Origin of the sequence: Erwinia sp. SLM-02 (genome assembly GCF_037450285.1) — a bacterium.
Lineage (GTDB): Bacteria > Pseudomonadota > Gammaproteobacteria > Enterobacterales > Enterobacteriaceae > Erwinia.
In genome coordinates, this window is sequence record NZ_JAQISN010000002.1 from 274,315 (window position 1) to 289,342 (window position 15,028).

11 protein-coding genes are annotated in these 15,028 nt (G+C 59.9%); 7 read left to right on the forward strand and 4 right to left on the reverse strand.

Going from position 1 to position 15,028, the window contains the following annotated elements; translation table 11 throughout:
* Positions 1-560: 560 nt before the first annotated feature.
* Positions 561-1,565 (forward strand): LacI family DNA-binding transcriptional regulator, encoded by a 1,005-nt coding sequence (locus PGH32_RS14500; RefSeq protein WP_314418043.1) that lies wholly within the window; start codon positions 561-563, stop codon positions 1,563-1,565.
* A 1,555-nt stretch (positions 1,566-3,120) separates the two neighbouring features.
* On the opposite strand, the gene PGH32_RS14505 is transcribed toward PGH32_RS14500, so the two are convergent.
* The 4 genes from PGH32_RS14505 to PGH32_RS14520 form a co-directional block, all read right to left on the reverse strand.
* Positions 3,121-4,098 (reverse strand): ABC transporter permease, encoded by a 978-nt coding sequence (locus PGH32_RS14505; RefSeq protein WP_105592597.1) that lies wholly within the window; start codon positions 4,096-4,098, stop codon positions 3,121-3,123.
* A 14-nt stretch (positions 4,099-4,112) separates the two neighbouring features.
* Positions 4,113-5,603 carry a sugar ABC transporter ATP-binding protein gene (locus tag PGH32_RS14510; RefSeq protein ID WP_337894391.1) on the reverse strand — a complete coding sequence of 497 codons (1,491 nt, stop codon included), beginning with the start codon at positions 5,601-5,603 and terminating at the stop codon, positions 4,113-4,115.
* A gap of 54 nt (positions 5,604-5,657) precedes the next feature.
* The gene (locus tag PGH32_RS14515; RefSeq protein ID WP_314418041.1) at positions 5,658-6,575 is read right to left on the reverse strand and encodes an ABC transporter substrate-binding protein; all 918 of its coding nucleotides are present in this window, start codon (positions 6,573-6,575) and stop codon (positions 5,658-5,660) included.
* Positions 6,576-6,644: 69 nt separating this feature from the next.
* A complete protein-coding gene (locus PGH32_RS14520; protein WP_337894392.1) occupies positions 6,645-7,712 on the reverse strand; it encodes an alcohol dehydrogenase catalytic domain-containing protein in 1,068 nt (355 codons plus the stop codon).
* Between the two features lie 410 nt (positions 7,713-8,122).
* Here PGH32_RS14520 and fecI point away from each other — a divergent pair, with 410 nt between their 5' ends.
* The 6 genes from fecI to fecD all read left to right on the forward strand — a co-directional run bounded on the left by fecI (position 8,123) and on the right by fecD (position 15,027).
* Complete coding sequence (gene fecI / locus PGH32_RS14525) at positions 8,123-8,641, forward strand: ferric citrate uptake sigma factor FecI (RefSeq protein ID WP_337894393.1); 519 nt, start codon at positions 8,123-8,125, stop codon at positions 8,639-8,641.
* Positions 8,641-9,594, forward strand: a complete 954-nt coding sequence (fecR, locus tag PGH32_RS14530) for a ferric citrate uptake sigma factor regulator FecR (RefSeq protein ID WP_337894394.1) — start codon at positions 8,641-8,643, stop codon at positions 9,592-9,594. Before fecI ends, fecR begins: the two co-directional genes overlap by 1 nt.
* Before the next feature lie 101 nt (positions 9,595-9,695).
* Positions 9,696-12,059, forward strand: a complete 2,364-nt coding sequence (fecA, locus tag PGH32_RS14535; RefSeq protein WP_337894395.1) for a TonB-dependent Fe(3+) dicitrate receptor FecA — start codon at positions 9,696-9,698, stop codon at positions 12,057-12,059.
* Between the two features lie 96 nt (positions 12,060-12,155).
* Positions 12,156-13,061, forward strand: coding sequence for a Fe(3+) dicitrate ABC transporter substrate-binding protein FecB (locus PGH32_RS14540; protein WP_337894396.1), 906 nt, complete (start codon positions 12,156-12,158; stop codon positions 13,059-13,061).
* A complete protein-coding gene (gene fecC, locus PGH32_RS14545) occupies positions 13,061-14,053 on the forward strand; it encodes an iron-dicitrate ABC transporter permease FecC (RefSeq protein WP_337894633.1) in 993 nt (330 codons plus the stop codon). Before PGH32_RS14540 ends, fecC begins: the two co-directional genes overlap by 1 nt.
* On the forward strand, positions 14,050-15,027 hold the full coding sequence (gene fecD / locus PGH32_RS14550) for a Fe(3+) dicitrate ABC transporter permease subunit FecD (protein WP_337894397.1): 978 nt from the start codon (positions 14,050-14,052) through the stop codon (positions 15,025-15,027). The genes fecC and fecD overlap by 4 nt, the downstream gene beginning before the upstream one ends.
* Position 15,028: the final 1 nt, after the last annotated feature.

Consider the following 15,028-nt stretch of genomic DNA (forward strand, 5'->3'; position numbering starts at 1 on the left):
AGGCCGCACTATCGACGTGAGGTAAATCTGTGGAGATTCGCACTTAATGACAAAAATATCTGATTTACATATGTTGCGTCACTTCCCTCCACTTTAACCGTTCATTCCCTCCGGCCGCAGCGCACAGGAGTAACCTCTATTCTTAACGGAGTCTTCAGTATGTTCCTGCCAAAAGTGGACAGCCCATGGCGATGTTAACGATATTCTTAACTGTTCGGTCTGTAGGCTTAAACAGCGCAGGCCGATTTGAAAATGTGCAGGTCTGTGAATATGACTAGAACCGGGTGCCGAATGTGGCCGGTATCGGACACGAGCGGATCGGTGCTGCGGCCCGTCGCTCACCTCGGCTTGCTGCGCTGCTGCTTCACCTGTCGTTCGTTTGCTTCTTAAAGTGATGGTGAGCGCCTGCCACCGGAGGGGGTGACGGGCAGAGATCGATGAAATCGCATGCAAAAAAAGCCAGGTCTGCCTCATGATTTTCGCCCTGCGTTACATCTGGCTTATTTGAAAGCGCTTCCTTACAATAAGAGATCTGTTCACAGCAAATGCAAGGAATGACGGTGCCGAAAGCTATTCCAAATTCCACCATCGTGGATATTGCCCGACGAGCTGGCGTCACTAATATCACGGTATCCCGCGCGTTTAATAAACCTGAACTGGTTAAGCCCGCCACCCGTGAAAAAATCCATGCGATCGCAAAAGAACTTAACTACGTCCCCAATGCTTTTGCCCAGGGATTAAAAAGCAGCAGCAGTCAGATTATTGGTGTCGTCACCAGCAGCCTGTATAACCCGTTTTATTCCTCACTGATTCAGAGGGTGTCACGGATTGCCAGAAAGCAGGGTTATCAGATCATGCTATTTGATACCGACGGCAGTGAAGAAGCGGAAAATCAGGCCATTCAGGCGCTGTTCAGCTACAAGGCGCGGGGTATTTTACTTTCCGCAGTTCGTGATGATAAGCAGTACCAGCCCGCGTATCTGGAGCAGGCCGAAGCCTATCATATCCCATTGATTCTTATAGACAGGGACATCTTTAACCGCCAGCTCAGCGGCGTTTTCCTGAATAACAATGAGATTGGTCTGCTGGCCGGGAAATACCTTGCGGCCCAGCCAGAGTCTAACATGCTGATTCTCGGCGGCCCGGCAAATTCTGAAATTACGCTCAGCCGAACGGCAGGAATACTGGACGCGCTATACGGTAAGAAGAATCATATTACCATTATCAACGGTGATTATGATTTTATATCTCAGGAGCAGGAAGTCAGAAACTGGCTGATGCAGCCTGAGAATCAGCCGGAATATATTATTGGGCTTAACGGTATTATTACTCTCGGCGCAATGTCCATATGTCATCAGTTAAATATCTATCCCCGCGTGAAGTTTTTTTCGGTCGATGAACCTCCAGGCGCCGCGAGTTTTGGAATGCGCATTGCCGGGGTTTATCATGATACGGAAATGCTGGGAGAGATTGCGGCGGAATTATTGTTTAACGCCATAAAAACGGCGGAGAGCGATCGGGTGGTACGGCGCGAATTTTTCACCGGGAGTCTGCTGGTTCCGTGAATGCGGGTTTGTGATGCTACACTTTCGGTGCTCCGGCGACCGTTTCGGGGCGCGAATGCTGAGGCTTCTGTTTCGCTGCACTTTCGGTGCTCTGGCGACCGTTACGGGGAATAACGCCGGGTCGCCGTAAACACGTCCGTGTGGGCTTGGCTGCCGCGTCCCTGCGGCAGACACCCGGCTTATATTCCCCGTAACGTTCGCCCTGTGTATCAATGAGTTGCTTTGAAATGCCCCAAAACGTCCACCTTTCATATCAATACGTTGCTTTAAATACCCAAAAGTTCGCGTTACAGACGCCGTATTGTCGCAAAACTCAATAGATCCACGAGTTCAGGCAACGCACCGTTCCAGATAACTCAACCCTTAACCCTCCGCGAAACCCTAGCCTTCAGCAACCCAATCCGGTACCCAAACCGTGCTCGGTATTACTCACAGCGAAACCAGAGCCTGCGGGCAATCGGTGACGGACGGGTTCGCGGACCGTTGAGCGCAGGGATACGCAGAATCGAGGCCACACGGACGTGTTCACGCCGAGTCCGCGAACCTGACCGACACCGATACGCCATTCCCGATATCCATCGCGACTAAACCCAGCGATAAGCACCAGCAGCCCAAGCGAATCACCGCATTCCGTTTACTCGCAGCAAAACCGCTGCCGGTGGGCAATCGGTGACGGGCGGGTTCGCGGACCGTTGAGCGCAGGGATGCGCGAATCGAGGCCACACGGACGTGTTCACGCCGAGTCCGCGAACCTGACCGATACCGATACGCCATGCCCGATATCCATCGCGACTAAACCCAGCGATAAGCACCAGCAGCCCAAGCGAATCACCGCATTCCGTTTACTCACAGCGAAACCAGAGCCTGCGGGCAATCGGTGACGGACGGGTTCGCGGACCGTTGAGCGCAGGGATGCGCGAATCGAGGCCACACGGACGTGTTCACGCCGAGTCCGCGAACCTGACCGATACCGATACGCCATGCCCGATATCCATCGCGACTAAACCCAGCGATAAGCACCAGCAGCCCAAGCGAATCACCGCATTCCGTTTACTCACAGCGAAACCAGAGCCTGCGGGCAATCGGTGACGGACGGGTTCGCGGACCGTTGAGCGCAGGGATGCGCGAATCGAGGCCACACGGACATGTTCACGCCGAGTCCGCGAACCTGACCGACACCGATAAGCCAGACTCAAACTATGCAGCAACCCAATCCGGTACCCAAACCGTGCTCGGTATTACTCACAGCGAAACCTTAGTCTGCGGGCAATCGGTGACGGACGGGTTCGCGGACCGTTGAGCGCAGGGACGCGCGAATCGAGGCCACACGGACGTGTTCACGCCGAGTCCGCGAACCCGCCCGACACCGATACGCCAGACGACAATCTTCCCGCGACACGAACCCAGCACCGATAAGCCAGGCAACGATCTTCCCGCAACACAATCCCGCCAGCCATTCCTCAACCGACAGGCGATCGAAAAAAATGGGCTGCCCCATACGGAACAGCCCTCCCCGCCCCCGGGGGCATGGCCAGATGCACCCGGCCAATCGCTACTACTTACGCCTTACCGAACTCAAATAAATCGCCGCCAGAATAATCCCGCCCTTCACCACGTTCTGAATATACGGCGACACGCTCATCAGATTCAGCCCGTTGTTCAGCACGCCGAGCATCATCGCCCCCACCAGCGTACCGATAATCGCTCCGCGCCCGCCGGAAATCGCCGCGCCGCCCAGCACCACCGCCGCAATCGCATCCAGCTCAAAACCCTCACCGGCATTCGGCTGCCCGCTCATCAGGCGTGACGTCAGCACCAAACCGGCCAGCGCCGCCGTCACTCCGCTGATTACATACACCAGCATCTTGTAGCGCTGCACGCGGATCCCGCTCAGCCGTGCGGCTTCTTCATTCCCGCCGATGGCGTAAACGTAACGACCAAAAGACAGATGGTGCAGCATGATCCACGCCACCACGTAAACCGCTGCCATCACCAGAATCGGCACCTGAATACCGAATACCGTGCCGCGCCCCAGGAAGGAGAACACATCCGGCAGGCCGGAGATCGGATACCCGCCGGTGTACAGCAGCGCCAGCCCACGGGCGATGCCCATTGATGCCAGGGTGACGATAATCGGCGGCATCCGCAGCCAGGCAATACAGGTCCCGTTAGCCAGGCCGAACAGCACACCGACCAGCAGCGCGGCCAGCACCGCCAGCGGCACCGGTACGGCGGCCATCATCAGCCCGGCGGCGACGGAGCCTGCCAGCGCCATCACCGGACCGACGGACAGATCGATGCCGCCGGTGAGGATCGCGCAGGTCATGCCGACGGCGATAATGGCGTTAATAGATACCTGACGAGCAACGTTGGTCAGGTTGTTCACCGTCAGAAAACTGTCGTTCAGCAGGCTCATCAGTACAAACAGCACCACAAAGCCAATAAACGGCAGCACGGCAGGATGATGAAGCAGTTTTTCCCAGCGCTTAGCCAGCCCTGGTCCCGCAGCGCGGGGAGTTGAGGTAGATGACATCTGTTCGATTCCGCTCATTGTGCGCTCCCGGTGGCATGTAGCATGATGTTGCCAGATTCGATTTCATTTCCCGCCAGTTCGGCGACGATGTGCCCGCCCCGGAATACCAGCACCCGGTCGCAAACGCCGATAATTTCCGGCAGCTCGGAAGAAATCATGATGATAGAAATGCCTTTGGCAGTCAGTTGCTGCATCAGCTGATAAATTTCCGATTTCGCGCCCACGTCGATACCGCGCGTCGGCTCATCAAAGATCAAAATATTGCAGTCGTTGTTCAGCCAGCGGGCGATCACCACCTTCTGCTGGTTGCCGCCGCTCAGGGTCGATACCGCGGTGTCGGCGTCGGGCGTTTTCACCCCCACCGCGCGGATCAGCTTTTGTACAATGTCGCGCTCTTTACCGGCATGAACAAAAATCCTGCCGCGCTTTTCGTGGCGGTTAAGGGTGATGTTCTGCGCCACGGAAAACGGCAGCACCAGCCCTTCGGTTTTGCGGTTCTCCGGCAGCAGGCCAATACCCTGCTGTAAGGCATGCGCCGGGCTGTTCAGCCTGCCGTCCTGGCCGTTAAGTCTGACGCTTTTGCGGTAGCAGGAGCTGGCACCGATCAGCGCCGAGATGGTTTCGGTACGCCCGGAACCCACCAGCCCGGCGAAGCCGAGAATTTCCCCGGCGTGCAGATGGAAAGTATCCGTCTGGCTCTGCTTCGTGCGCTGAACGCTGGCTTCCAGCAGCCGCCGGGTGCGATCCGGCACGTGCGACTTCACCGGGAAGGTATTTTCAATTTTGCGGCCCACCATCAGCTTCACCAGCTCATCGACGTCGGTATCGCTGGTCGGCAGCGTTTCGATATAGCAGCCATCGCGCAGCACGGTGATGCGATCGCACACCGCAAAGATTTCATCCAGATGGTGCGAGATAAACACCATGCCCACGCCCAGCAGGCGCAGATCGTTCATCACGCTGAACAGGTGCTCGGCCTCGCCCGGGGTCAGCGTGGCGGTCGGTTCATCCAGCACCAGCACGCGGGCGTCCAGCGACAGCGCCTTGGCAATTTCAACGAACTGCTGCTGCGCCACGCTCAGCTGCTCCACCGGGCAGTCCATGTCGATATCCACCGCCAGGCGTTTGAAGACGCTGCGTGCCCTGCGGCGCATCTCCCGACGATCCAGCAGCCCCCAGCGGTTTTTTATTTCCCGGTTGAGGAAAATATTATCGACCGCGCTCATATACGGGATCAGCGAGAACTCCTGAAATATAATTCCGATGCCCGCTTCAATCGCGTGGCGATAATTGGGAAAACGGCAGTGCTTCCCCTGTAATATAATTTCCCCTTCGTCCGGCTGGTGAATGCCGCACATAATTTTCACCAGCGTGGATTTACCCGCGCCGTTCTCGCCGAGCAGCGCATGTATTTCACCGGGCTGCACCGTCAGGTTAATACCGTCCAGCGCCTTCACTCCGGGAAAGGATTTTTTAATCTGTTTTAATTCCAGTAAAGGTGTCATCAGCATCGCTTCCGGGTTATCGCTCTGCCTGCGCAGAGCGAATATTTCACGCTATTACCAGCTAAAGCCTTTTGCATTGCTGTGGTCGATCAGCTTCACTTTTACCGGTACGGTTTTCGGAATATTGGCACCCCAGTGGCGGGCCAGCGCAATCCCCAGCGCGATGCGCAGCTGGTCACGCGGGAACTGTGCGGAGGTGGCGATAAACGGTGAATCCGCCTTTTCGATCTCTTTAATCGCTTCCGGCTGGCCGTCAACGCTGACCAGTTTCACCTTGGCGCCGCTGCTCTGAATCGCCGCCAGCGCACCCAGCGCGCCGGTATCGTTAACGCTGAAAATACCGTTCAGATCCGGGGCCGACTGCAGCATATTTTCCGTCACGGTCAGCGCGGTATCACGCTCCTGCTTGCCGTTTTGCTTGGTAACGATCTTGATATCCGGGTATTTTTTCATCGCGTCCTCAAAGCCGCGAACGCGCTCAAGGATGGGCACCACCGGGATGCCATCGAGGATGGCGACCTTGCCCTTCCCGCCGATGGATTTCGCCAGATACTCCCCGGCCTGCAGTCCTGCGTCATAGTTCTCGGAGCCAACGAACGAGTCCACCGGACCTTCGGCCTGGGCATCAATCGCCACCACCACCGCCCCCGCCTTATGGGCTGACATCACGGCGGACTGCACGCCCACCGTATCCGTCGGGTTAATCAGCAGAATATCGATTTTCTTTTGCAGCATGTCTTCAACGTCATTAATCTGCTTGGAAACATCATGGTGGGCGTCGGCAACATACACCTTCGCACCTATTTCAGCGGCGGCCTGTTCCAGCGACTGTTTCATGGTGACGAAATAATCGTTATTTAACTCCTGGAAAGAGACGCCAATGGTTAATTGCTTAGCCATTGCAGTGTTTGCAGCCAACAACATTCCGCCCGCGATAATAATCGGCAGCGTTTTTTTGACGAATGAAAACATGGATATTCTCCTGTAGGGGGAAGGTTTTTTTATAGATTTAATATCGGTACAAATAACATCGGAAAAAAACTACGGAACCAGAACAACCTTGATTGAATCGGTGGAATCGGCCAGAGCAAAGGCCTCATCCCACTGTTCGAGCGAATAACTGTGGGTGACCACGCCTTTCGATGTCACCAGCCCGCGTTCAAACAGGTCGATGGCAATTTCATAGCTGTAAGGGGCCAGGTGCGCACCGCGAATATCCAGCTCTTTGCGGTCGCCGATAATCGACCAGTCAACGGTGGTTTCTTTGCCGAACACGCTGAACTCCACGAAGCGCCCCAGCTTGCGGATCATCTGCAGGCCCTGGGTTACGCCCACCGGGGAGCCGGTTGCCTCGATATACACATCGCAGCCGTAGCCACCGGTCAGCGATTTCACAATTTTGTCGGCGTCTTCTTTCAGCGGGTTGATCACCACGTCGGCACCGTACTCTTTCGCCAGCGCCAGGCGATCGTCCATCGCGTCGATAACAATCAGTTTTTTCGGCGTTTTCAGCCGCGCCACCTGCACCATACACAGGCCCAGCGGCCCGGCTCCGGCCAGCACCACCACGTCATCCAGCTGAATGTCACCGCGCGCCACGGTATGGATCGCGCAGGCCATTGGCTCAATCAGCACCGCATCTTCATGACTCAGGCTTTCCGGGATTTTGTGAACGATAGCGTTGGCCGAGAAGCGCATATATTCCGCCATCCCGCCTTCGGCCACGTCTTTCTGGAAGCCGTAAATATTGTGCGTTTCACACATCCAGTAGCTGCCGGATTTGCAGTAGCGGCAGTCCCAGCAGGGAACGATCTGCTCGGCAATCACCCGCTCGCCGACGCGGAACTTCTTCTCGCTGCCCTCGCCCAGTGCGGCAACGCGGCCGTAAAACTCGTGCCCCGGGATCACCGGCGGCTTCACCCACGGGTTTTCTCCCCAGAACATCTGCGCGCCGTTTTTACACTTACAGTCACCGGCACAGATGCCGCAGCCTTCGACTTTGATCACCAGTTCGTTGGCCTTTGGCAGCGGCACCGGCACCTGTTCAAAGCGATAATCCTGTGGGCCGTGGCAGACTACGGCGCTCATCTTCTCGGGCAGCTGACTCATTTCTCTCTCCAGTAGCAAAATTGATCGTCACATTCGTAATGTTGACGTTGTCATTATTTGGTAAATAAAAAATACGCGTTTTCTTTTCAATCCTAACTTAATGAATTATTCACGATTTATTCCATAAAGATAAAATGACAACGTAAACATTGGTTATCATATAATCAAAAGCCCAAAACAAAATCCTTGAGCGATATCACATATCATTAACAAGCCAGTTTCAGGGTTAACAACTTCGATCTCAGTCTCATTCACAACGCGCCGGAATGACCGTTTATGCCCGACCTGGCCCGTTCAGGATCGCAGGCGTTGACCAGGCGGATAACTGAACGATTTTTGGTCATTGAAATGATAACTATTATCAATTATCATCCCGGCGTCATTTTTTTTGCCAGGATGTGTCACTCGTTATGTCAACGCAAGCCGCGTCTGCCGACCCGTTCGCCAGCCTCTATCAGACACATCACCGGTGGCTGCGATGCTGGCTACAGCGCAAGCTGGGATCGGCCAGCGATGCCGAGGATCTGGCGCAGGATACCTTCGTGCGGGTGCTGCTCGGCAACGACGCGGCGGAGATCCGCGAGCCTAAGTCCTTCCTTTGCACCATTGCCAAACGGGTGATGGTGGATTTTTTCCGCCGCAACGCGCTGGAGCGGGCCTGGCTGGAGATGCTGGAACAGCTGCCGGAAGAACATGTCCCCTCGCCGGAACAGCAGCACGCCATGCTGGAAACGCTACAGCAGATCGATGCCATGCTCGACGGCCTGGGTGCCAACGTTCGCCAGGCGTTTTTGCTGTCGCAGCTGGAAGGGCTGACCTACCCGCAGATCGCCGAACGGCTGGCGGTATCGGTCAGCTCGGTGAAGAAATACATGGCCAAAGCCACCGAACACTGCCTGCTGTTTCGCCTGATGCAGGATCTGGCGTAATGGCAGAACGCGTCAGTGAACAGCAGCGCCAGGCGCTGAAAATGGCCGCCGGCTGGTATGCGACCTTCTGCGCCGGAGACGCCTCCGCGCAGCAGCACGCCCGCTGGCAGCAGTGGCTGCAGCAGCATGAAGATCACCGCTGGGCGTGGCAGCGCGTTGAATCGCTACAAAACCAGCTGCAAACCCTGCCGGGGCATCTCAGCTATCAGACCCTGAATCAGGCAAACCTGACCCGTCGCCGCGTGCTGAAAAGCCTGCTGGTACTGCTGGGCGTCGGCAGCGGCTGGCAGCTCTGGCAGTCACCGCTGGGCCTCAGCCTGCGGGCCGACTACAGCACCGCTACCGGCGAAATGCGCAGCGTGCGGCTGAGCGACGGGTCGCAGATGATGCTCAATACCGCCAGCGCGGTGCAGGTGGAATTTACCGGCAGCCAGCGCACGATCCATCTGCAGCGCGGCGAAATCGCCATTACCACCGCCGCCGATGCGCAGCAAAGGCCGTTCCGGGTGGCTACCGCCGACGGCGTGCTGCGCGCGCTCGGCACCGAATTCAGCGTGCGGCTGTGGCCGGACGCCACGGAGCTGTCGGTACAGCAGCACGCGGTCGAGGTCACGCTGGCTGACGATCCGCTGCAAAAGCAGGTGGTGCAGCAGGGGCAGACGCTGCGCTTCAGCCGCAGCGGCTACGGCGAGATCGCCGCGCTGGCCGCCGACAGCAGCAGCTGGACCCGGGGCCTGCTCAGCGTCAGCAACCGTCCGCTGGGTGAGGTGATAGCCCAGGTGGCGCGCTACCGCCACGGCATGCTGATCTGCGACGACAGCGCCGCCGATCTGCGCGTCAGCGGCACCTTCCCGCTGCAGGATACCGATCGCCTGCTGGCCGTACTGGCGCAGACGCTGCCGATAAAAATTCAGACCGTCAGCCGCTACTGGGTGAAGGTCAGCGCGGCGTAGCGGAAAAAAATAAAAAAAATTTCAAAATGCATTGTCCCTTTTGCTCATCTCATCCGACTCCTGAGTACACAACATAAAAAATTCTCACTCTGGAGACGGTCATGTCTGATTCCTGCGCCCGCATCAAGCGCGCTTTTAGCAAAACAACACCTCTGGCTTTCGCGATCCACTGCGCGCTGGCACCGCTGGCGCTGGCCACTCCCGCGCTGGTCAGCGCGGCAACCGCCCCGGCAACGGCTGACTATCAGATTGCCGCCGCCGATCTCGACCAGGCGCTGAACCAGTTCGCCGCCCGTTCCGGCATTACGCTGTCGGTCAACTCGGCGCTGACCCAGGGCAAAAAGAGCGCGGGCCTCAGCGGCAGCTACTCGCTGGACCAGGCGCTGCAAACGCTACTGAGCGGCAGCGGCCTGCAGGCAAAATCGCTGGGCAACAACGCCTATACCCTGGAGCCGGTGCCGGTCGTGGAAGGGACCGCCACGCTGACCGTGGTCGGTGACTGGCTGGGCACCGCGCGTGAAGACGATGTGTTTGAACACGCCGGGGCGCGCGACGTGCTGCGCCGCGAGGATTTTGCCCGCACCGGTGCCACTACCATGCGTGAAGCGCTGAACCGTATTCCCGGCGTCAACGCCCCGGAAAATAACGGCACCGGCAGCCACGATATGGCGATGAACTTCGGCATTCGCGGGCTGAATCCACGCCTCGCCAGCCGCACCACCGTGCTGATGGACGGCATTCCGGTGCCGTTCGCGCCCTACGGCCAGCCGCAGCTGTCGCTGGCCCCGGTGTCGCTGGGCAATATGGACGCGGTGGATGTAGTACGCGGCGGCGGTGCCGTGCGCTACGGGCCGCAGAGCGTCGGCGGCGTGGTCAACTTTGTCACCCGCGCCATCCCGCAGGATTTCGGCATTGAAGCGGGAATGGAAGGGTTGCTGACGCCTACCTCAAGCCAGAACGACCCCAAAGGCAGCGGCAACTTTATGATTGGCGGCACCGCCGATAACGGCCTGGGCGCGGCGCTGCTTTATTCCGGGACGCGCGGCAGCGACTGGCGCGAGCACAGCTCGACCAAAATCGACGACGTGATGCTGAAAACCCGCTATGCACCAAACGAGGTCCACACCTTTACCAGCCTGCTGCAGTATTACGAAGGCCGGGCGCAGATGCCGGGCGGGCTTTCCCGCGCGGACTACAACGCCGACCGCTTCCAGTCGACCCGTCCCTACGATGAGTTCTGGGGACGCCGTCAGCTGGCCAGCCTCGGCTATCAGTATCAGCCGGACACCCAGCACAAATTCAATATCCTGACCTTCTACACCAACACCCTGCGCAGCGGCTATCTGGACCAGGGGAAGAACATCACCCTGTCGCCGCGCGAATACTGGGTGCGCGGCGTGGAGCCGCGCTACAGCCAGAGCTTCACCCTCGCCAACACCGCGCATGAAGTGGGCGTCGGCTATCGCTACGTCAGCGAATCCACTCACGAGCTGCGCTATACCAGCCCGGCCAGCAGCGGAAGATTGCCAACCGGCAGCAGCCCGTACGATCGCGATACCCAGTCGGGCACCGAGGCGCACGCCTGGTATATTGATGACCGCGTCGATATCGGCGACTGGACCATCACCCCGGGTATGCGCTACGAGCATATCCAGTCTTATCAGAACAACTTTATCAAGGGTGAAAAGCAGGAAATCGGCTACAACGCGCCGCTGCCCGCGCTTAACGTGCTCTATCACCTGAACGATGCCTGGAACCTGTATGCCAACACCGAAGGGTCGTTCGGCACCGTGCAGTACAGCCAGATCGGTAAAGCGGTCAGCAGCGGCAGCGTCGAGCCGGAAAAAGCCCGCACCTGGGAGCTGGGCACGCGCTATGACAATCAGGTGCTGCAGGCCGAAGCGGGTCTGTTCCTGATTAACTTCAGCAACCAGTACGACTCAAACCAGGTAACCGACAGCGTCACCGCCCGCGGTAAAACCCGCCATACCGGGCTGGAAAGCAAAGTGCGCTACGATCTCGGCGATCTCTCCCCGGCGCTGGAAAATCTGTCGGTTTCCGCCAGCTATGCGTACGTCAATGCGGTGATCCGCGAGCAGGGCGACTACCACGGCAATCAGGTACCGTTCTCGCCGAAGCACAAAGGCACGCTGGGGCTGGACTACCTGACCGGAAGCTGGACTTTTAACCTCAACAGCGAGTACCAGTCTTCACAGTTCGCCGATAACGCCAACACCCGCGAGGAAAGCGCCGACGGCAGCACCGGCCGCATCCCCGGCTTTATGCTGTGGGGCGCGCGCGCCAACTACGACTTCGGACCGCAGTACGCCAACCTCAACCTGGCCGTCGGCGTGAAGAATATTTTTGACCACGAATACTTCACCCGCGCCTTTGATGACAACAACAAAGGCATCTACGCCGGTCAGCCGCGCACCGTCTATCTGCAGGGCTCCGTGAAGTTCTGATGTTTCCGACGGCCGGGGTAACAGCCGGCCGTTGTGGAGGGTATGGCGGGTGCCGGCTGGCGGCCCGCTTTGTCGTTTCTGGCAGCTGGAGAATCTATGTTTACGCTTATCACTCGTTTTCTGTCCTGCGCCCTGCTGTTGGCCACCCCGGCCGCACTGGCGGTCACCGTGCAGGACAGCAACGGCACCTTTACCCTCGATCGCGCCCCGCAGCGGGTAGTGGTGCTGGAACTGTCCTTTGTTGATGCGCTGGCGGCGGTGGACGTCAGCCCGGTTGGCGTGGCGGACGATAACGATCCGCAGCGCATCCTGCCTGCGGTGCGGCAACACCTGCAGCCGTGGAAATCGGTCGGCACCCGCGCCCAGCCGAGCCTGGAAGTGATTGCCGCGCTGAAGCCCGACCTGATTATCGCCGACAGCGCCCGCCACGGCGGCATCCTTGGCCAGCTGAAGAGCATTGCTCCAACGCTGATGCTGAAATCCCGTAATGAAACCTGGGAAGAAAATCTGCAATCGGCGGCGATTATCGGCAAGGTGCTGGGGAAAGATGCTGAAATGCAGCAGCGACTGGCGCTGCACCATCAGCGGATGAAGGACTTCGCCAGTCAGCTGCCCAAAGGGCTGAAGCTGGTGTTCGGCACCTCGCGCGAGCAGCAGTTTAATCTGCACAGCCGCGACAGCTACACCGGCAGCGTGCTGGCCGCGCTGGGGATGGACGTGCCGGCGTCCGCCGGGGCAAGCCCGATCGCCAGCATCAGCCTGGAACAGCTGCTGGCAATCAACCCCGACTGGCTGCTGGTGGCGCACTATCGTCAGCAGAGCATCGTGCGCGACTGGCAGCAGGATCCGCTGTGGTCGATGTTAACCGCCGCGCAGAAAAACCAGGTGGCCGAGGTGGACAGCAACGGCTGGGCGCGGATGCGCGGGCTGTTTGCCGCCGAGCAGATCGCCCGCGATCTGGTGGCGATCCTGCATCATCAGCCGGTGGCCGTGCAGCCATGATGTCAGGCAGACCGCTGCTGGCCTGGGGAGTGCCGCTGCTGCTGCTGGCGCTGGCCTTCTGGCTGTCGCTGTTCAGCACGTCGGCGCTGCCGATCGGGCCGTGGCAGGCGCTCGGCGCGCTGCTGCCCGGTAAAGCCACCGCGCTGCCGCAGGCGCTGGTGTTTAATCTGCGCCTGCCGCGCAGCCTGGTTGCCATGCTGCTGGGGGCCAGCCTGGCGCTGGCGGGCGGCCTGCTGCAAACCCTGACGCGCAACCCGCTGGCCTCCCCTTCCCTGCTGGGCATCAACGCCGGTGCGGCGCTGGCGATGGTGCTGGCCAGCGCCTTCAATCCCGGCTGGATAGCCGGCTACAGCCTCGCGCTGCTGGCGGCGGCGGGCGGCGGTGTCAGCTGGGGGATGGTGATGCTGCTGGGTAAAGGCTGGCGCTCCGCGGGCGATCGCAGCCGCCTGATCCTGGCGGGGGTGGCCGTCTCCGCACTCTGCGCCGCGCTGACCCGCGCCACGCTGCTGCTGGCGGAGGATCACACCTACGGCATTCTGCACTGGCTGGCCGGGGGCGTGTCCCACGTGCGCTGGCGCGAGCTGTGGCAGCTGCTGCCGTTCAGCGCGCTGCTGATGCCGCTGGCCTGGCTGCTGGCGGCGCGCCTGAATCTGCTGCGGCTGGGTGACGACAGCGCCCATACGCTGGGCGCCAGGCCCGGCATGCTGCGCGTGGTGGTCAATCTGCTGGTGGTGGTGCTGGTCGGCAGCTGCGTCAGCGTGGCCGGGCCGGTGGCGTTTCTCGGCCTGCTGGTACCGCATATGGCCAGCGCCTGGATTGGCCACGATCTGCGGCGGCTGTTGCCCGCCTGTATGCTGTTCGGCGCACTGCTGATGCTGCTGGCCGATGTGATTGCGCGCTGGCTGGCGTTCCCCGCCGAGCTGCCCGCTGGCGCGGTGGTGGCGCTGATCGGTGCCCCCTGCTTTATCTGGCTGGTGCGGAGGCGCGTATGAACCGTTACCGGGGACGGCAACCGCTGACCGCCCTGCTGATATTGCTGGCTTTCACCCTGCTGGTGCTACCGCTGTCGCTGCGCTACGGCAGTGAAACCCTCAGTTTTAGCGCGCTGTATCAGGCGATCAACCCGACGGACAGCCACTACTTTGCCCTGATGGACTATCGCCTGCCGCGCACCCTGCTGGCGATGGGGGTGGGCGCGGCGCTGGCGGTGTCCGGCGTGCTGGTACAGGGCGCGATCCGCAATCCGCTGGCCTCCCCGGAAATTCTTGGGGTGAATCACGCCGCCGGGCTGATGTCGATCGCCGGACTGATGCTGTTCCCGGCGCTGTCGGCGGCCTGGCTGCCGCTGCTGGCCTTTGCCGGTGCGCTGCTGGCCTTCCTGCTGCTGCGGCTGCTGGCCGGAGGTCACGCGCCTCTGCGCCTGGCGCTGCTGGGCGTGGCGCTGACCGCCTTCTACGCCAGCATCACCGACTATCTGATGCTCTCCCGCCCGCTGGAGATCAACCAGGCGCTGCTGTGGCTGACCGGCAGCCTGTGGGGGCGCGGCTGGCCCTTTGTCTGGCTGGCGCTGCCGTGGCTGGCCGTGCTGCTGCCGCTCAGCCTCTTATTGTGCCGCAGCCTCGATCTGCTGGGGCTGGGCGACGAGCAGGCTGCCACGCTCGGGGTGGATGTCCCCGTTGCGCGCCGTCGCATTCTGCTGCTGGCGCTGGCGCTGGCCGCGGTCAGCGTTGCCGTCTGCGGACCACTCAGTTTTATTGGCCTGGTTGCGCCGCATCTGACCCGGCGGCTGGTGGGCGGCCGCCACCGCTGGCTGATCCCCGCGGCCATGCTGACCGGCGCACTGCTGCTGATGCTGGCCGACCTGCTGGCGCGCACGCTGCATCCGCCGCTGGAGCTGCCCGCCGGGGTACTGACGGCGGCGATCGGTGCGCCCTACTTTTTCTGGCTGTTAATGAGAACCCGCTAAT